Below are 19,844 nucleotides of genomic sequence, written 5' to 3' on the forward strand. Positions count from 1 at the left end.
GAAAAAGCAATCCTCTCATATCATCTTTTATCAAGTACGAGGTGTTTTAATTACTTTCCTCAGTATCAATCACACTCCTAATCGCGAATCACAGTCACCTTATTCCACTTGCCTTTAAAATTCTTTTGTACGATTCGTTTATCATATATAGCCGCAAGGTGCTTATTCTCTAAGAAATAGGGGGTCGGCCGAATAAAAATTTGAAGTACATCATCAATTCCACATGGGGCAGCTAACTGTACATGATCCTGATCGTCTAGCCTCACCCCCAAAGCAGTTGCTGTCTCAGGGAACTTGGACATGGCATCTGTAGAAGACGAATAGGGAGGATTGTCATTGAGCACATGCATTCTTGCCTGATTTTTTACGGACCAAGGTAGGTTGGGCATGATTTGTAGTAACTGTTCTTCCAATCGTTTTTCAATATCCTCATTTACATTTGAAGCATCAAAATAGATGACATCTATATCGGAGAGTGGTGTTCGTTCTTCATATTCATGAAGGGTATCCCAGATTTTTGAACGAACAAAACCCGCACATACCCACCAATCAGGGAGCTGTAAGGACCGAGCAGCCCTGAGGATATCCATCATCCATTCATCCGCACGAATAAGAGCAATAATATCCTCTTTACTTTTCACCAATTTAAAAAGCCCCCTCAATAAGAACGTATATTCCTATATTATAGAAGACAATGTACTTATTGTAAAGTTATCCCATTTTTCGATCCACCATTTGGTTAGGCAAAAAAGAACTACCAACAATATGCGATAATCGCAATACTGTTGGCAGTCTTTATTAGCTAATTATTCTAGTTTCATGTAATAAAGATTTGTAACATCCTCTTTGATAATGGTATGTGCGCCTGGCGCAAGTGAAACACTGACAATGCCATTCGTCATTGCATAACTTGTTCCGTCTATTTTAACCTTGAGTCCGTTTGCTGGATTAAACACTAAGGTTAATGTTTTAGCTGTTGTTGTGGTAAAACCAATATTGGTTGAACTCTCCATTTTTAAACATTGCGTTAGGGTTAACCCATTATATACCACTGTTCCCTTGCTTGTTGAAAGGTTCCCGACAATCGTGAAGAAGCTGCTTGTTTTGCCATCTGTGGTAAAGTTATGAACAATGGAAGTACCTGGTGTAGTTGTAGGGGCTGGTGTCGCCGTTGGTGTAGCTGTTGGTGCTGGCGTCGTCGTTGGTGCCGGTGTGCCTGTTGGTGGTGTTGAGTTACCACCTACAGATACAAGTTGAGATGTGTAACTTAGTATTTTTGACATAAGTGCTGAATTAAGGTCAGAAGATGTGTCATCAACTGCATCATTAAATGTCCATGTAAAGTCTCCATTACCAAGGCGTCCAGCTTCTGCCGTAACAACTTGTTCTACCGTGCTTACGCTATCAATGTCAGCTGCATTTACTCCCGTATCGATTGTCGTATCAAAGTTATTATACGTTGTTCCACCTACTAATGCTTTGTATGAACTTGGAACTGTCTCATTTCTTGTCGAAGCTAAATACGCATCAAATGATGTTGCATTAGCTGGAGCTGATCCTGCATTGGAATTTGCATAAATAAGACCTCCAACAAGATCTACGATACTATTATTGTATGCTTTAATCATACCACCATTCTCACCGGAGAATGTACCTACGGACCCACCTGCAATATCCGTACCTTGTAAGGAAATTAACATTGGATTTTTAGAATGTCTGTAATAATTTGACTCTACAAATGCCGAACCTGCTGTTGTAATACCAGTTCCATATTTGGAGACACCATCAAAGAAGTTATTATAAACATGAATAGTTCCTTTTCTTATACGTGGATGACGTGAGTCTGAATGGTCAAACCAGTTATGGTGAAAGGTTACAAAGAATTCAGATGATTCACTCAAACCGATTAGAGCAGCTTTTCCGGAATCCCAGTAGTGATTGTACGATATTGTCGTATACGTCGATGCGCCTTTAAGGTCAGTTGAACCATCACCTTTGGCTTGGTCAGCATCCCCGCCTGCTTTTCCATATGTAATATCATTATTATGCACCCAAATATTAACATTTGCTGTATCCATTGAAACGGCATCATCTTGGAATAACAAAATACCTAGATTTCTTACTTCTACATTACCGACATTTCTAAGTAGAAGTCCCCATCCATAGATAGTTGCATCGTTTCCGATACCTTCAATTGTCGTATTCATTCGCGTATAAGCTGAAGCACCTTTTACTTGAAGAAATCCACCGCTGTTAATGGATGAACCCATGTTAGCATCTGTCACTTTTCCAATGAATCTGATTGCAAGTGGTGTTTGATCGTAGCCTTTTTGTCTTAGTGCCAGAATTGCACCTAAACCAACAGCCGTTTGTTTATCACCTGCGCTATTAATTTTCACATCAAGAGATACGGTTTGTGCAGTCGCAGATGTTATATAAATAACTTGCGCACCACTCGGAAGTGTACCATCTTCATTATAAGCACCTGAACCTGTGCCGAATGTTGATTGATTTGAAAAAGCAAATCCAGATCTGTCATGTGCCGTTACGGATAGCGTATTTGTAACCGTACTTTCTTTTGAACCATCTGATAGTACTGCTTCAACTTTCATTACATAACTTCCAGCTGCAAGCCCTACAGCATCAGCTCTCCAATTGGAAGGGTATTGTCGGATTAATTCCGTATCAATTTGTTTATATTGTGAATCGGCTGCACTTGAAGGTTTAACATAGACATTATACCCTTGAGCATTGCTTACAGGTGTCCATTCTACATAGGCTGTCTCATTCCAGCCTCCACTGCCCGTGATCGAAACTCCGATCGCATGTACAGCCTTACTGGCCACTCCGCTTGCGATAATAGATAGCGCTAAAGCAAACAATAAAACGTAACTCGTTACTTTTGAAACACTTTTTTTCAATGTAATTCCTCCCACGTATAATTGTTGTAACGCATCAGAAACCGCTTACAAGTTTGCGCATCCCCCCTCGCCTCATCCAAGCTCAGACTCAGCTTATCAGTTTGGAAAGAGGTTCCGAAACAATCATTTGCTCATATTTTCCATTTTTCTGAGTTAATGATTATCGGAGAGAAATATGATACTCCCGACAAATCTTCAAAATACTGGGATCCATCAATAAAAGAAATTCGGTTTCTGAGACGAGATTAGGGATTAGACCACGAAAAGTGCTTATTCATCCAACTGAAACTGCACAGTCAACTATAAGCATCCCGTAATATCCTATTTCCCAAAACTTTGAGGAAAATTCCCCCTTTACGGAATAATAAGAACTCACAGTTGTCTAAAACCACAAATTGCTTGGCAGTATTGAAAAATAAGCCCACCACGATGTCTAAATTTCATCGCTTGAAGTCGATAACTCCTACTGGTCAATACAGTATTCCAATTTTTTACAATACACACCCTATTTTCATTAATTACAAAGAGACCCCCAGCAACAGGCTGAGGGTCTTCGTTTTAGTCATCCATTTTGCACCAACTGCGCATTAGCAATAAGATCCAAGAGATCAAATAGACACTGACGGATTCGAAACCGGGAACCCACATGTTTTGCGGCGATGTCTCTTAATTACCCGCAAGCGCTGCGATATCCGTACCCGTCAATGCGTTGCTAAAAGCATATACTTCGTCGATCTTGCCGTTAAAGGCGTTCGAAAAATCCGGCCGTCTTCCTATAAACACGTGGCTGCTGTTGTTGTATTGCGTCGACGGAATTGAGCTGAGGTTAGAGTTGCTTAATGTGCCGTTGACGTAGAGTCTTAACGCGACACCCGGCTCGAAAACGCCCGCCAGATGGACCCATTGACCAACCGGCAGCGTACCTGCTGTCTCCACGGTTATGGAAGAACTTCCACCTGTTGCGATCTGGAAGACGCCTTTACCTCCGGATTTCACATAGAGGCTCCATGACCTGGAATTGGATCCGTACTCCTTGGAGATGATTCTGCCATCGCCCGCGAAGCTATCGACATAGATCCAGGCGGCAGCAGACATGGCACCTGTGAATTGCAGCGCAGCGGGAGTTCCCAGATCGACTTCATCGTTCGTACCATCGAAATCCAGACTGTTTCCAATCTTGCCCGCTGTCCATACGGGGCCGTTGATCAGGGTTCCGTTCAAATGATTGCCCGAGGAATCCGATGCAACGGTTCCCGATGTCTCATCAAGGTTCCAGTGCCCCACAACGGATGTTGCAAACGATACTGTAAACTGAATCGTGTACGTATTGCTCGTCGTTCCATCGGAAGATGTCACAGTCACTACAGCCGTGCCCGGTATACTCGTCGGCAACGTATATGCCACTGTAGAAGGCACGGCCGATCCGGCATCTAGCGATGTCGCCGTCACCGACGGTACGGGTGAGCCGGCCGGCACGGCGACAACGTAGCTATACGTATGCGGATCGAACCCTGCAACGGACTGCCCATTCACCTGTAGACTGCCAACCATCGCAGGCACACGCACTTTATACTCCGCTTGGTTCACCCCATTCACCGAGCTGTTTGCCGTAATCGTTGCACTGCCAGCATAAGTTCCGGCAATGGCTACAGAAGTTACATCCGTAAAACTTGTAGAAGTTATAGGCGCAGCCGCACTGCTTGATTTCCAGTCAGCACTCAAATTGGCTGTGTTCGGAAAAGCTTTAGTTGAATTGATCTGCACAGTCTGCCCTACGGGAATCTCAGTAACCGAATTATCTGCTTTAATCGTAATCGGCACTGAAAATCCATTCGCTAGTCTTATAAACAAGGTGGAATATTCTGCAGCTCTATTAAATGACGCTTTCGTTCTGTCGACCTGAATGGTGAAGGTTACCTGGCTATTGCTTGCAAAAGTTCCCGAAACAGGTGTAACCGTGTACCAGTCCTCTTCCGCGTTGCGACGAATCGTATAATTGCCTGATCCGGTCAAAGCACCTGTAGAGATCGTAAAGCTAGCCGAGTTATCCGTAGCAGGGATAGCAACCAAATATTTGTCCGATTGGAACGGGATAGGCCGTTTAGGGAACAGACTGCTTCCTCCCAACTCAAACGCACCGATATCTGGCGCACTGCCAGAATAAGACTCTACGAAGTTTTTCACAACAGTTCCTTGATCGATAACATTTACTTCTCTTGCCGCATCGATACCAGAAGCGGTCGGTGTGAACACACCAGCGCTAGGGTTGGTCATCTTACCAATCTTGAACAGCCCATGTGCTTCCGCACCAGGGTTTGCTACAATTTGACCTGCTCCATCTGCAGCTGTAGTGCGCCCCAGCGCATCGTAATCGAAATTCGTACCCGGATTAATAGATGGACTATTGTCTTCGATATTATAGAAATTAGATGATCCGCTGGTGAGATTTCTCATGACAACAATGAGGTTATTTCTAGTTCCCCCGTGCCAATTCTTTGGCGTACTACTGCCTACAATCGCTTTTGGAACGGCATAAATCGTATTATTGAAAAACCACGTTTCGCCATCATACACAGTGCTGCTATTCCCGCCTAATTTGATAACTGATCCTGTTCCCACACGTCTGAAATCATTCATATTGTATAGGACATTATTAAAAGCATAGCTCGGACCCACCATGTTCGGTGCAAAACTCAGCCCGGCATAGCTCATCTCAACACGGTTATCGAACACCCTGATATTCGACTGTCCACCGTCTAACTCAACACTATCATCATTGGCGTAACCAAAGAAGTTACCGTATATATCTGCATCTTTATAGAAGCCGCCGCTTTCCTGGCTATTATAATAGCCGCTGATGACATCATTAAAACGGTGGTATTCATCCGTACCACTAAAGTCGTTATACCGAACTACGATACCGCCTGCACTTCGAAGATACATGGCCTCAGGACCCTGCGGGTGAGAATTGCTGAATGCTTGACCATCCGAGGTGATCCCCGTCCAAGGATTCGCGTAGCCTCTCGGCTCGTGGACGTAACTTCTTTCCACGACAATGTTCTTGGCATCTTCAATTCGGAAGCCGGCATCTCCTTCCAGCATATTCCCTTGATCGTCGATAGGCGTTCCATAGCCCACATCACTTTTGTTAATAAAAGCGAGCTGCTGCGGCGTATGCACGGTATCAACCGCTACCCGTCCCCAGTCGGAGATGTCTGCATTGGTGATTCTGACATCATGGTCGGTGCTGTTCAAATAGAAGCCGTTTTTCTTGCCGCCTTTGACAATAAAGCCTTCTAATATCGTATAAACTGAATTCGTCACGGTTACGGCATGATCCGTTGCAAACCCTGCATCAATCGTCAGCCCAGTGTCATTAACAATCTTAACCCAGCCGTTATTCGTACCGGTTATCCCATCGATGGTTAAACCACCACTGGTATATAAACTGGATAAGGAAATGGTCTGTGCAATGTTCGGAGTAGACGTCCAAGTGCGAACCGTACCAGTCTCGGATTTGAGCAGCGTACTTCCATAGTAGATGTCCGATTTCACATCATAGGAGGTATCTTCTTCAAGCCTTACAATGCTGCCAGAGAAAATCCCTTTATCCGGAATCATAATAGGCTCCAATGCTTCCTTCCATACCGTATCCGTCGTCTTCTTGTAGTACAGATGGCAAATTAAATCATCCCGTCCTCCGGCGATATAAACACTGATCGAATTGAACGAAGGAGTCAACGTTAAACCATACACGGGATTAGGCATCCCAGCCACAACATTAACCTGAGTTGAGGCCGTATAAACCGCATTGGTTACACTAGGCGGGGTCATCGTCGTCGAAGTCGCTGTGATCGTGGCCGTACCTGTATTCACAGCCGTTACCAAGCCTGTGTTGATATCCACGGTTGCTACGTTCGTATTGCTGCTAGCCCACTTCACTGCCTGTGGAGCTCCAGCAGGACTCACCGTTGCTAGCAGTGTTTCTGTTCCTGCCATCTCTATCGCTGTAGATGTCTTGTTCATACTTACGCCGGTAACAGCAACAGGTGTCGAACCTGCAGTTTGAACGATGCTAATATCATCGACATAAGCAATCATGCTGGCGCTAGTTGAGCTTATTGAGTAGACATATACGCGCATATACTTAGCATTAGCAGGAACCGTAAAGCTTTTCTGAATTTGAGTGTATCCCGATGTCGCCACGCCCGTTATACCACCAACACTCACATCGTTACCGACTTGTGTTGCACCTGTGTTGCTAAAGTTATCCGGGTTTACTTTGCTATCGTAAAACCGGATCGTCATTCCAGTAGCGGATCCACCACTTGCGCATGCAGCGGTACAAGTAGGTACGTTAATATAATAAGATGCATCGTAGGTCTGTCCGGGAATAACCGAAACATATTGCTGTGCAGGTGTTTTCTGTGTGCCTGAGCCCGCAGAAACCTTCAAAGCATTATTCCCCGTGCGAGCATAGGTAGATCCTGCTGGACTGCCATTCGTAGCTTTAGCCCCAGTAGAGTCGATCTTCCACCCATCGAAAATTGTTACACCTGAACCTGTAGCGCTCTCAAATCCACCGTTCAGCAGCGTTCCGTTCCCATATGCTGCAGCCGGAGCAGCCATACCTAGCGGGATAAAAGCCAGCATCAAGCAAAACACTAATAACCTACACAAATGATTTTTGAACGAATAACACATCAACACTTTCCTCCTTTGATTCGCTTCATTACAAGCTCTTTTTCGCAACTCAGTCAGTGGATTCTAGATGCAACCAGTCATTGCAATCGCTTTCAAATAGCTGAAAACGATCCATCAAACCTTGTCATCCTTTTACCTTCCTACTCATCCCCTCCTTCCCTCTCACGGGTGATCCACCTAGCAACATCCTCACTAAGGGACTATTCCACGTGCTCAGTATGTGTTCGCAAGCAAATAACAGTCAACATTCATTTGTTCAGCAGCAGCTTTCCATTACGTTTCGCAGGTCCATCACATACACATGCCGTCTTCCTTCGTGGGTTGAGTCGAACGAAATATGCGTCCCTGCCCGATTCCAGCGCGGATGCAGGTCGCAGCGTATGTCACCATCGATATCCGGCAAAGAGTAATAGGAACCGAGTGTCACACCGCGTTTATTTTTCAAAGAATAGACATACAAGTGCCGATAGCCATCCGCATCAGGATAACTGTCATAGAGCATGTACTGACGATCTGGTGAATAGCTGCAGTGACCGTCCCTCAAGAAGAATGTGGTATCGATTATCTCAGCCTCATGAGTCAGATCCCTAAGCACATATAATTGATCACCTGCGTCGCCGCTTTCTGCTCCGCGTGAATGGAAAACAATGCTCTCCCGGTCACGCCAATGATAATGAGACGCATACGAATAATCGGACAAGAGAAATAGGTCAGAACCATCACGGTTGACGGTAAGGATAGCCGTTTCCCAGACTTCTCCAGGCTCAGGAAAATAACGAACAAGGAAAACAAGACGGGAACCGTCCGTATTGAACGTGATATGGTTAATGAGCAACTTCTTATCTTGGCTAGGAAAACGTGATTTCGTGAAGTCCCATATGTGTTGAAGGGACAATACGAGTCGGGATTCGCCTGTTGCCAAGTCGATTAGAAAAATCCCGTCATTCGTAGAATGACGAACTTCTTTATACAGATCCTCTCTACCTGCATACCCGTAACCAGGCCGAAAATCGAACATACGGTCAAAATTAATGCTTACCGCGTACGTACCTGTGGGATCGACATTAGCCACCGGAAGCTCCAGTTGCCTGGAGGATCCTGTATGAATGTTTTGCACCGTGCCTCTGTAGGTTTCGCCATCCCTCGTGTTGTAGATGATCTCCTCTTCTGGAAAGGCAGGGTGCCACTGCAGCATGCTCCCCTGCTGGAAATTCCACGCAGTCGTTTCCGCCACGGGATGAAAAGAATGATCCAGCATATCGATGTATCCCACAGTGGCGCTGTCTGCCGCATGCGGAAGTCGATCCATGAAATCAACTTTATGACATAGATGATACCGATCGCTTAAACTCCACGCAGGTGTATCATAATAACCAAAAAAATAGTGCGCATCCTCCTGTGTTAGCCGTTCTGCTTTCACTTGCTCATTTTTGATATGAAGCATGAGATCTTCTCCTCCCTATCTGTCTATCCGCCTGTCACTCTTTATCGTTTTCTCCCAATCTACCCTAGCCATGTAGACATTGGATTTGCCGCCCCTGTCGGAGGAGAACACAATATGCTGGTCATCTCGCGTAAAAAGAGGATGCGGATGCGACATCTGGCTGCGCCAAGACGTACCATGAGCACAAAGAAGACCGACTTCAATGGAATCCCCTTCGTATCTCAACAAGGACATATAGTTTCCTTTATCCTCCATCACTTCGCGAATCGGCGCACGATCACCAACACCCATGGTTTCCTGGTAGTTCATCTGAACATGGGAAGGCCGAGTGTATGGGTAATAATATCTTCTCTCGTTCGAGCCATCCACGTTGATATAAATATCGCCATGCCGCAAAAACTCATCCCCAATCTGCTCCCTTGATGAATATTGGGCACCAATCCTGCCGCTGGCGGTAAAGAATTCATGTCCGATCCGTTCCAAATTGACCTTCTGATCCACGAGCGGGTACACTTTGTCATGGTCGATCCGCGCCGTCCACATTCTCTGAACTTGTAGCCATGGACCTTCATGACAAAACAAAATGATGTTCGGGTCTACTGGGCTTATATTCACATGGGAAATATATTGCCCTTCACCCCATACCACATATGGAGATCTTTTTTCGATGTCATAACGGATGACCACGCTCGTTGGTCTGCGGAAGTGCTTTTCCCTGTGCGTTGAATAGGTACCCCCTGTTTCCGTACAGAGTTCCATATGCTCCACATACGAAAAAGATAGGAATTTCCCAGAATTATCTATGGATAGATCGCTGGGTTTAAAACCTAGCGGAATTTGCATAAGCTCTTCGACTTCCAGATTATCAAGGCGAACCCGCATCAGTGTACGGTCGGCAAAATAATAAACAATATGATGCCAAGCATCGAGTACGGAACAGAAAGGACTGACCCCGTCTTGGTCGGTAACTTGCACCATTTGTCCGTCCTTGAACCGTAAGGTGTACAATTGCATCGAACCCGTACGGTTAGAAGCCAGCAGGATGTAATTATTTTCACAGTCAATCAATGTTTTGGTGAAATAGGGATGATACGTATCGCCGGAATTGTCCGTGAGCTGTATCACCTCGACACCCGTCAACTCGTCTTGCTTTCTGCCGATCGTTGAGTAATATACATCGCCTTTCATATCCATCCACTCCTCGTCAATTATTCTGCTGTTATAAAGTTGCTAACATCCGATTCATCGCATCGGCTTCAATTCCAGCAAGCAGCACGATGCCAATGCCGTGAGGATCGTTCGTAACCACCTTAAGCTCAAATTTGTAATAATCAGGGGAAAAGGAATATTTGGATCCACAGCACACACCATGGACGGATCCATTCCCTTCAAAAGCATGGCTGATCAACCCGCTCCACGCTTTACGTACGGCATTTGCATATAATCGGGGCTTATCCAGCCAGCCAAAGCGTACACCTCTCGCATAGGCATATATAAACATCGCTGTGCAGGACGTTTCCTCGAACGAACCTTCATCTGTTAATACTTGATGCCATAAGCCATTCTTCCCTTGGCGGGTAAGTAACCCCTCGGAGAAGTCTCGGAAGAAGGAAAGCAATGCCTCCCTGTCTTGATGATCCTCTGGCATCACCTCCAGCAGCTCAGACAACGAAAAGATAACCCAGCCATTGCCGCGACCCCAAGGTATCCCATTAGCCATAGGAAATTTGAAATCATAGACATGAGACATCAGTTTTTCCTCAGTAAGATATAGGTATTTCTTATAAAGAAGGAATTGTCTGACCGCATCATCAAGCCATTTGCGTTCTCCTGTCAGCTTGTAGTAACGACACAGGAAAGGGGTACTCATGTATAAGTCGTCCGCCCATAACGTATTTTCCATGTAGTAGCCTTTGGATTCCCGATAGAACGCACCGTCGTCCTGCCGCTCTTGCGTGTTGGCCATATAATCGGCAATGATATGTGCCAACCTGACAAAACCGTCCTCTTGCGCTTCTTTATTTGCCTCCAGCATCGCACTGCCGATGGAACCGCAATCGTCTAGCATCTTCATATCAACCAGCTTCGTGTTCATCGCTGGATACCCATACTGCTCACGATCCCACAGCGCGTAGCTGTACATGGTCGTACACGCTTTCAGATGTTGAAGGACGTATCGGACCATATCATATCTCGCGAGCTTTCTGCCCGTCTGGAGGAGACCATACAAGGTTACGCCGATCGGATAATTCCATCTTGCATAACGGGCATTGTGCAAGTAGGGTCTGACCCACATGCCCGGCCTGTCTACCCGCCAATAGGTGTGGTTGCCATCTTCCATTTCGAACAAACGAGACATCGTTTGCAGCTGCTCTGGGAGGATACCTTCAGCGCGCTCAAGCGGCCCTACATACAGCCAGCTTTCATCCGTACCTTTCACTGGATGCGGCTGACTGAACGAATACGCCTCGTCGTAAGCGTACACTTCCAGTGAGAAACCCCAGTCTGTCTCCCCGCAAACCGACTCAACTAACCAGTTGTGTGCTCCGTAAGCAAGTTGGACTTCAACCTCAAAAACCCCTTCCGTCTCGGATATAGCCACTTGTTCGCCATTAACCCAGATACACAGCTGGCCGGTTGACCATCCCTTCAAAACGAAAGGGTGTCGACCGGGGAGAACAGATTCCCCTTTCGACCATGCATAGGCCACTTTCCCCGGCTGAATCCCGAATATGCGAGCACAATTCATCAGCGACGCTTGATCCACCGTCCATGCCCGAGATGGAAGCCACCTCACTTGAGAGTCTGATTCCAAGCCTTTCACATCGGGAAAATTAGTTTCACCGAACGCTTCCTCGTCTTGCGGCTCCGAATATACCCAGCCACCACAGTCATATCTTTCATGGAACGGGTTCATGAAATCCAGAGGATTCGAATGGCTGCGGTTTGAGCCAAATACACAGCCAAAGCCAGAAGCTACCTTGCGGAAGACGAGTAGGAAAGCATTCCAGCCTTTTTGCAACGGCACTTCAACAATCTTGCGTGTCTCTACGTTTACCTCTTCGGCTACACTTGATTTATACAGTAGCTTGCCATTCAGCAGCAGCTTGGTCGGACCATAACAATTGAGGGCTGTTTCGACAGACCTGACATTGTCACTCCACAGCATGCCAAGGGCGAAAGCATATTGACCAGAGGAAGCATTCGGATGCTTATCCTGCATATTAAAATCGAATCTGCCATCCTGCAGCTGAGGGATCGAAAGCCTGCTGATGCACCGAAATACAAACGGATGCGGGGGATTGTTCGCTATATAGGCACCTGCAATTGTCTCAAGGATCGTGTCCGTGTCCTGATCTGCCAGCTTATAGGCCATGCCGGCTTCTACTTCGAAATACCGTTTCATTCTTTCTCCTCCTTTCGCCTTTAAATATAGGTTCCATGCTGGATTGCAGTCTATATTCATTTGTTCAGATTGCATAAAACGCCCTTCTTCCGGTTGTTTCCCCGGTTCGAAGGGCGCTTAATTTACTCACTTATTTCGCCCCGCTTCCTGAAGCAGGGATCTCTTGCATCCGTTCACGGTACTGACCGGGGGTCTCCCCCTCAACCTTACGGAAAGAACGGATAAAATTCGTTGAATTCGTATATTTCAACTTTTCGGAAATGTCCGATATTTTCATATTCGTTTCTAGAAGCATCTTCTTGGCGACCGTCAGCCGATATTGTAACAAATAATCACCGAAATTAACGCCGGCTTCCTGGCGAAAAACTTTGCTGACATAATGGGGATGGTACTCGATACGGTCAGCACATAGTTCTAACGTTAAGTCTGTATCATATTCTTCGTGAATGATCTGGATGACAGCTTCCGAAATTTTGCGGAATTGATGGCTGCGTCTTTCCTCCAGCAGTAGCAATACCGGACCTACAACGACTTCCTTAAACCAAGCCTCGACCTCTTCCGTCGTTCTCAACTTAAACAGGCTTTCCACGATCGATTCATCGTCTTTCATTAGTGTGCGAATCGAAATGCCTTGATCCTGAAGCAGACTGCCCAGTTCAGATAAAAACCGAATAAGGGAAAACTGGTAGTCATGGAAGTGAAACGGCTGCACGACCAGTTCCCGGACCAATTGATGCAGAAGAAGGGTCGCTTGTTCCAAGTCCGAGGCATTAACAGCCTGCCGAAGTTCATCCGAAATTTTGACGGGATAAGAAGTCTCCGCAGGGGAATCCGCAAAAATATCACGTATGGAAATAATCGTCTCGTGACCGAGCTTAACGCGGTATCTGAGCGCATCTATGGCTTCTTTATACGCTTTAGGTACTTTCGTCCATTCCTCAAATGCATAACTAAGTCCGACGCTAACCGAAATGTTTAAATACGTGCGAACCGCTCGTTGAATCTCCTCTGCCAGTTTATATACGTCCTCTTCCCAAGCTGGATCATCACGGTCCGTACCCAGAATTGTCAACTGCGATTCGTTCAGAACGATTGGGTTGAGTAGGGTATGTTGTGGAGCGAGCTCCCCCGCAATATTGTTCACGGCGAACAACAGCAGGTCCAGATCCTGATCCTGATATCGGCTACCTTCCAATGTATCAATTTCAATAGCCATGACATACATGCTTCGCCAATTCTGAGGGAATTGAAGAATGGACAGTTTCTCCTTAATTTCTCTCGGTCCCACTTCGCCAAAGAAGAGCTTTTGCACAAAAAATTGGTTTAACTGTACAACCTGCCCCTGGATTTGGCCAGACATTTCCTGTTGTCGGTTCAACAAGGAGAGAAACCTCGTACCAATCTGCTGCAGCTCATCCTCACGTTTGAGATTATGGGAGGTTTGAAGCATGTCCTGACCGATGACTGTGGCATAAAGCTTGCGTATTGGACTGTAAAATCGGTTAGAGCCCATGACAGAGAAAATAAGAACAAGGAGAATGATGATTACGCAGATCCAGATGGTAAACTCCCCGATCGCTTTCGATTCCTGCGTAATGACATTAATCGAAACCGCCGATACATACAGCCAACCTGTGAAGCTAGAACGAACAAAGGTAACGGCATACTCTTGCTTGCCATAGTGGACATTGAGTTTACCCATATTGCCATCCGACGCGTTCAATTGATTGACGATCTCCGTTCCTCCGAGAAAGTCACGAGCGAAGCTTTCGTCTTGATAACCAAGCAGTTTCATCCCACCATCCAGCATAAAAACGCTTCCAAGCGGGCTTGTGTCAAGCAGCAGTTTACGCAAATGTGAAAAAGGGATATCTGCCGTGATGATCACATCCGGGTCTGGATCATAAGCTGGCTTTTTGCTGATCATGCGAATCCCATTCTCATTCGATTCCCACAATGTCTTCTGCGGAATGTCCAACGTGGGGCGGGTCCCCTCTTGGTTAAAAGGGTAAATCCCCTTATTTCCGATCTTCCATTTACCGTGCATGTTATAGAATTCGATATCGCTAACACCTAGCTCAAACACCTGCAATTGACGAATACTGCCTGTCAGTTGCTCAAATTCGTTATAATATTTCCCCTCTAGCGGCAGGGAAAGTACACTCTCCACAAAGGGGGAATGAAGCATAGTTGTAGCGGAAGCTTCCACCGTCTTCAAGTTCTGCTCGATTCGCGACTGGCTCAGCTTTAATATTTGTAGATTACCTTCCACCACGTAGTCTTGAATCGTACCGGATGTGCGAATATAAGAAAAAAAACCCAATGCCAGCAGAGGTACAATACCCAGTACAAACCCATACAGCACTAATTTGTTTAAATATGTAAGACCACGCGTTTTCATGAATTTACCTCCGCTGGTGGATTTCCTTATCTACTAGTTCTTATTTTAGCATACAACCGAATGTAATTAGCCGATTCACTCCTAGTTTGCAAGTGAAAAAAGATGGAAGATACACTTCCATCTCTACATACTTATTTCCCGACTTGTTTCTTATAATCCTCTGTAAATTCCTTGATGATTTGATCACCACCGGCTTTGCGCCATTGTTCGAGTGATTTTTTGTACCCTTCCTCGTCGATTTCACCCATGATGAATTTAATCTGCGCGTCACGGCTAATCTTATCTAATTCTGGACCTTTCTCGACTTTGGTTTGAGAATCAAGTGGTGTCGTTACATCGTATATGGCAATCTTCGCATTGTCAGCCACTAGCTTTTTCCCTTTTATGACTAGCGGGTCAGTTGATTTAATGGGTAACTCATTACTCGGATTTGCGACGCCAAAAGAAAGATAGTTGGTGTCGGCTTTTCGATCTTCAGCGCGGGGATTCACAGGTTCAACGAATCCGTCTACGATCTTGTAATCGATATCTTTAATACCTTTCCCCAACAAGGTTAGCATTTCGGGCGTCGACATTTTATCGTAGAAAGTTAGAATTTTTTTGAAATCCGCTTCCGTTTTAATGCTGCTCTTAGAAAATACAATGGCGCCATTGTACCCTGAAGTAGCTGATACGATCAGCCCTTTTGGTCCCGTCACACCTTGAATTAAATCGAATTCCGCTTTCGGATTCACCTTTACCGCTTCTTTCTGAATAACCGGAGCGTCGGATTCGACGGCGATCATGATCCCCGCTTTACCTTGTGCCATCATATCCCGGCGCTGCTGCGTATTAATGATAGGAAAGTCGGAATTCATCAACTTCTCGGCAAACAGCTTCTTGTAAAATTTGAGACCATCCAAATACTCTGGCGTCAAGAAGTTGGGAACTACTTGCCCGTTCTGCACACCATAATTCATCGGGGCGCCATGATAAACGGCGATGCTGCGCACCATGGCATTGAGTCCATCTTCCACTAAGCCAACCGTATCTTTTTTGCCGTTCCCATCGGGGTCATTTTCTGTAAATGCTTTTGATACTTTATACAAATCATCCAACGTCTTCGGCATTGCTAACCCCAATTTATCCAACCAATCCTTACGAATTGTGATGACGTGGCGAGCAGCATCCCTGTGACGAGGAAGCATATAGAATTTGCCATCAATCGCAATGCCTTTCAACACCTCTGGGTCCATTTGTTTGCTTAAATTCGGATAGTCTTTCAGATAAGGGCCGACTTCCCAGAATGCTCCCGACCTTGCTGCATTAATGATATTAGCGGATTTCGTTTCATTCGTGAACATGACTTGTGGCAGCGTTCCAGAAGCTAATGTTGCGTTCAACTTCTCTTTATAGGCCGTTTCCGGTACCCAAGTAATATTCAACTTCGTATTCGTAAGTTTCTCAAGTTCTTTTTGTACGTCACTTGTTTCTTTCGGTGCTACGCCAGTCAAGGTGCTCATAATTTCAATTGTCGTAGGCTGAGCATCCTTCGGTGTTCCCGTTTGCTGTGCAGATGTTGGCTGCTCGGATGTTTGCTTCTCCGCGGAACAAGCCGTCATCAGCAAACTAACCACGCTAACCGCCACCACTGCTTTTACTCCCATGTTTTTACGCATATCCATGTAATCAAGACCTCCATTTTATAATAGTTGAGAATGCTATGGTTAAATGGGTTCTAGTATTTATCCTTTGATAGAACCCATCATAACACCTTTCGCGAAATGCTTTTGCAAAAAAGGATAAACGCAGAGGATCGGAAGCGTAGCCACTGTAATGACAGCCATTTTCACCGTTTCTGGCGGCAATTGGATATCCCCATCTAGGTTTGCAGAATCGTCTAACCGGCCTTCAGATAACAGAACAAAGGAGCGAAGCAGCACTTGAATCGGCCACTTGTCGGTATCTCGAATATACAGAATGGCCGACATGAACGTATTCCAATGGCCAACTGCGTAGAACAGACCGAATGTCGCAAGCGCTGGCAGTGAGAGCGGAAGTATAATGCGCACAAGGATACTGAGATCGTTGGCACCGTCGATTTTGGCTGATTCTTCAATACCATCCGGCATCTGCTGGAAGAAGTTTTTGAGAATAATGAGGTTGAAGGTACTAATTGCACTCGGAATAATGAGTGCCCACATGGAATCCAGTAGTCCCAAAGCTTTCACGATCAGAAACGTGGGGATCATGCCTCCACTAAATAGAAGTGTGAAAATCACCATCATCATAATCGGTCTACGTCCGATCAAATCTCTTCTGGAAAGCGGATAAGCCATCAAGCACGTCATAATCAGATTAACGATGGTTCCGCCCACTGTTATTAGAACGGTGACCAGAAGGCTATTCAGAATACGGTCCGTTGAGAATATAAAACGGTACGCATCCAGCGTGAAATGTGTTGGAAACAATACGAAATCTTTCGTAAGCTTCTCCGTCGGACTAGCGAAAGATGAACTTACAATATGCACGAAGGGTAGAAGCGTACTGAGTGCAAACAGGATCAGAATTGTATAATTAATAATGTCAAATAATCGGGAACCCCAACTTCGATCGTGAATCATGTGTCTCACCCTTCCTTAGAATATACCTTCTTCACCGAATTTTTTGGATAACCGATTGGCGAGTACGACTAGAATTAGACCAACCGCTGATTTGAACACACCTATGGCCGTCGAATAACTGTACATCCCGTTCAAGATACCGGCTGTGTAGACATACGTATCAAATATTTCAGCTACTTCCCGATTGAGCGAGTTAAGGAGCAAATAGACATGCTCGAATCCGAGCTCAAGAATATTACCAAGCTGCAAAATAAACATGATTAATATAGTGCTCCGGATCGACGGCAGCGTGATATGCCACATTTGACGCAACCGACCTGCTCCATCCATACGTGCCGCTTCGTAAAGATGCGTATCCACGCCTGCCAGAGCAGCCAGAAAGATGATTGTTCCCCAGCCTGTATCGCGCCATATATTTTGCAGGATATACATCGGAATAAATTTATCGGGATCCATCATAAACGTGAAAGGTTCAAACCCGAGCGACACAATCCACTTCTGAAATAGGCCGTCATGTGACTCAAACAGAACATAGAACATACCGATAATGATCACCCAGGACATGAAGTGAGGGATGTAGATCAGCGTTTGTATGGCTTTCTTGAAGCGTTCTTTCCTCAGTTCATTGAGCATAAGCGCTACAATAATTGGCATCGGAAAAACAATAATTAGATTAACGAGAGATAAGATCAGCGTGTTCTTCAATAGTTTGAAAAAAGTAGGTTCGCTGAACAAACGAATAAAATGTTTTAAGCCTACCCACTTACTACCGGACATCCCCTGGAACGGAGAGTAATCCTGAAACCCAATCGCAATTCCCCACATGGGACCGTATTTGAATAGTAAGAAGTAGACAATGCCCGGCAACAGCATCAGATATAGCCACCGGTCCTTGAGCAGCTTTCCAGTCAGGCGATTCAATCTTCTCTTTTTAGCCCATGTTTCAGCTTGTTTATGTGCTGAATAATCGATTGCAGCCATTATGTCGTTCACTCCTTCTGTCTAATGAATCATGCCCGCCGCATCCTTCCGGAGCGACGTTTACACTTTAATACTAGTAAGCAGAGGAAATATCCGTCTATATTCATTTGTTCAGGAAGGGTAATCATCCGTAGTACAGGGTGTAACTAACCCATTTTGATCATTTGTTCGACTGGTCCTTTATGAATGATTGCTGACAAAAAAAAGCCCTAGTGACTGTACTAGCTCACCAGGACCAACAGTATCGTTTAAAATAATTCGTTAAAGCCCTTCTTGGGTTTGTGAATTCTTCCCCTTATGATAATCTTCCCAGAGTGGGGCGATGTATTGTTCTAATGTTTTCACCACGTCATCCCTACGGCTCTCTTCGACATTTATAGTGTCATTTGAAATCTCATTTCTAATTCGTATGAGCACATATAATGGAGGCAATGCCGCTTCACGAAGAGCTTTAATCATGTTTTCTTCTTGTGGCGTGATCGTCATAACGTATCATACTTCCTTTCTGGCAGATTTCTGCTCGAGATAATCTCAGTATAAACATTGACATTAGTGTTAGAGTCAAGCGTAGACGCGTATGTTAAAGCAGGAGTTGTGTTACACTGTTGGAAAATAGAGATAGAGGTGATTGTATGCGGAAAATCGCAGTCATTACTGGCGGAGGACAGGGCATAGGACGAGCCATTGCGCTTTCTTTTGCACAAGAAGGGTATGGTATTTCCATTGCGGATATTGATCAAGACAAAGGATTAGAGACAATTGAACTTCTACGCCCCTTTACAGATGATGCACTCTTCATGAAGGTCGACATCTCCAAGAATGAGGAGGTTGAGCAATGGATGGAACGTACATCTTCCTTGTTGGGCAGCATCGATGTGTTGGTGAATAATGCAGGGATTACGCACAATTCCGATGTATTGGAGCTTAGCGCTGAGCAATTTCAGCGGGTCATTTCCGTAAATTTGGGAGGTACTTTTCACTGCTCGCAGGCTGCAGCCCGCATCATGAAAGCACAAGAAAGGGGCGGCGCCATCATTAATCTCTCGTCAACCAGGGCTATTATGTCGGAGCCTAATACCGAGGCATATTCAGCCTCCAAGGGAGGCATCTCTGCACTGACCCATGCGATGGCCATCAGTTTAGGCGGCTACGGCATTCGCGTCAACGCGATCTCTCCAGGGTGGATTGAAGTAAGGGACGAGGGCAGCTTTTCCCACACGGAAGTGGATAAAAGCCAGCATCCCGTAGGCAGAGTAGGCAGGCCAGAAGATGTTGCAGAGGCTTGTCTTTATTTAGCTAGCGAGAAGGCAGGATTCATTACGGGTCAGAACCTGACGATAGACGGCGGTATGACCGTTAAAATGATGTACATAGAGGAATAAAG

12 protein-coding genes are annotated in these 19,844 nt (G+C 45.4%); 1 reads left to right on the top strand and 11 read right to left on the bottom strand.

The genetic code is table 11. From position 1 onward, the window contains the following. Positions 1 to 77: 77 nt before the first annotated feature. The 11 genes from ACSQ8O_RS23660 to ACSQ8O_RS23710 all read right to left on the bottom strand — a co-directional run bounded on the left by ACSQ8O_RS23660 (position 78) and on the right by ACSQ8O_RS23710 (position 18,946). The gene (locus ACSQ8O_RS23660) at positions 78 to 593 is read right to left on the bottom strand and encodes a nucleotidyltransferase family protein (protein WP_436243943.1); all 516 of its coding nucleotides are present in this window, start codon (positions 591 to 593) and stop codon (positions 78 to 80) included. A gap of 213 nt (positions 594 to 806) precedes the next feature. Beyond that, positions 807 to 2,921 carry a pectate lyase gene (locus tag ACSQ8O_RS23665; RefSeq protein ID WP_436243611.1) on the bottom strand — a complete coding sequence of 705 codons (2,115 nt, stop codon included), beginning with the start codon at positions 2,919 to 2,921 and terminating at the stop codon, positions 807 to 809. Positions 2,922 to 3,587: 666 nt separating this feature from the next. Continuing rightward, a complete protein-coding gene (locus tag ACSQ8O_RS23670) occupies positions 3,588 to 7,625 on the bottom strand; it encodes a LamG-like jellyroll fold domain-containing protein (protein WP_436243612.1) in 4,038 nt (1,345 codons plus the stop codon). A gap of 256 nt (positions 7,626 to 7,881) precedes the next feature. Then, complete coding sequence (locus ACSQ8O_RS23675) at positions 7,882 to 9,069, bottom strand: TolB family protein (RefSeq protein WP_436243613.1); 1,188 nt, start codon at positions 9,067 to 9,069, stop codon at positions 7,882 to 7,884. 15 nt (positions 9,070 to 9,084) lie between these two features. Beyond that, on the bottom strand, positions 9,085 to 10,257 hold the full coding sequence (locus ACSQ8O_RS23680; protein WP_436243614.1) for an oligogalacturonate lyase family protein: 1,173 nt from the start codon (positions 10,255 to 10,257) through the stop codon (positions 9,085 to 9,087). Positions 10,258 to 10,288: 31 nt separating this feature from the next. Continuing rightward, positions 10,289 to 12,475, bottom strand: coding sequence for a glycoside hydrolase family 88/105 protein (locus ACSQ8O_RS23685; RefSeq protein ID WP_436243615.1), 2,187 nt, complete (start codon positions 12,473 to 12,475; stop codon positions 10,289 to 10,291). Between the two features lie 130 nt (positions 12,476 to 12,605). Next, entirely contained in the window at positions 12,606 to 14,876 is a 2,271-nt protein-coding gene (locus ACSQ8O_RS23690) for a helix-turn-helix domain-containing protein (protein ID WP_436243616.1), read from the bottom strand. A 131-nt stretch (positions 14,877 to 15,007) separates the two neighbouring features. Then, a complete protein-coding gene (locus ACSQ8O_RS23695; RefSeq protein ID WP_436243617.1) occupies positions 15,008 to 16,540 on the bottom strand; it encodes an extracellular solute-binding protein in 1,533 nt (510 codons plus the stop codon). A 60-nt stretch (positions 16,541 to 16,600) separates the two neighbouring features. After that, on the bottom strand, positions 16,601 to 17,479 hold the full coding sequence (locus ACSQ8O_RS23700) for a carbohydrate ABC transporter permease (protein WP_436243618.1): 879 nt from the start codon (positions 17,477 to 17,479) through the stop codon (positions 16,601 to 16,603). A 15-nt stretch (positions 17,480 to 17,494) separates the two neighbouring features. Next, positions 17,495 to 18,460 (bottom strand): ABC transporter permease, encoded by a 966-nt coding sequence (locus ACSQ8O_RS23705; protein WP_436243619.1) that lies wholly within the window; start codon positions 18,458 to 18,460, stop codon positions 17,495 to 17,497. 261 nt (positions 18,461 to 18,721) lie between these two features. Next, positions 18,722 to 18,946 carry a hypothetical protein gene (locus ACSQ8O_RS23710; protein WP_436243620.1) on the bottom strand — a complete coding sequence of 75 codons (225 nt, stop codon included), beginning with the start codon at positions 18,944 to 18,946 and terminating at the stop codon, positions 18,722 to 18,724. 146 nt (positions 18,947 to 19,092) lie between these two features. Here ACSQ8O_RS23710 and ACSQ8O_RS23715 point away from each other — a divergent pair, with 146 nt between their 5' ends. Further along, positions 19,093 to 19,842: an SDR family NAD(P)-dependent oxidoreductase gene (locus tag ACSQ8O_RS23715; protein ID WP_436243621.1), complete on the top strand. Its 750-nt coding sequence runs from the start codon at positions 19,093 to 19,095 to the stop codon at positions 19,840 to 19,842. Positions 19,843 to 19,844 lie beyond the last annotated feature (2 nt).

The organism is Paenibacillus sp. LjRoot56 (assembly GCF_964253335.1).
GTDB classification, from domain to species: Bacteria; Bacillota; Bacilli; order Paenibacillales; family NBRC-103111; genus Paenibacillus_E; species Paenibacillus_E allorhizoplanae.

Coding starts and splice junctions, on each gene's coding strand:
- ACSQ8O_RS23660 (WP_436243943.1), bottom strand. CDS start 593: ATGATGGATATCCTCAGGGCTGCTCGGTCCTTACAGCTCCCTGATTGG.
- ACSQ8O_RS23670 (WP_436243612.1), bottom strand. CDS start 7,625: ATGTGTTATTCGTTCAAAAATCATTTGTGTAGGTTATTAGTGTTTTGC.
- ACSQ8O_RS23675 (WP_436243613.1), bottom strand. CDS start 9,069: ATGCTTCATATCAAAAATGAGCAAGTGAAAGCAGAACGGCTAACACAG.
- ACSQ8O_RS23680 (WP_436243614.1), bottom strand. CDS start 10,257: ATGAAAGGCGATGTATATTACTCAACGATCGGCAGAAAGCAAGACGAG.
- ACSQ8O_RS23685 (WP_436243615.1), bottom strand. CDS start 12,475: ATGAAACGGTATTTCGAAGTAGAAGCCGGCATGGCCTATAAGCTGGCA.
- ACSQ8O_RS23690 (WP_436243616.1), bottom strand. CDS start 14,876: ATGAAAACGCGTGGTCTTACATATTTAAACAAATTAGTGCTGTATGGG.
- ACSQ8O_RS23695 (WP_436243617.1), bottom strand. CDS start 16,540: ATGGATATGCGTAAAAACATGGGAGTAAAAGCAGTGGTGGCGGTTAGC.
- ACSQ8O_RS23700 (WP_436243618.1), bottom strand. CDS start 17,479: ATGATTCACGATCGAAGTTGGGGTTCCCGATTATTTGACATTATTAAT.
- ACSQ8O_RS23705 (WP_436243619.1), bottom strand. CDS start 18,460: ATGGCTGCAATCGATTATTCAGCACATAAACAAGCTGAAACATGGGCT.
- ACSQ8O_RS23710 (WP_436243620.1), bottom strand. CDS start 18,946: ATGACGATCACGCCACAAGAAGAAAACATGATTAAAGCTCTTCGTGAA.
- ACSQ8O_RS23715 (WP_436243621.1), top strand. CDS start 19,093: ATGCGGAAAATCGCAGTCATTACTGGCGGAGGACAGGGCATAGGACGA.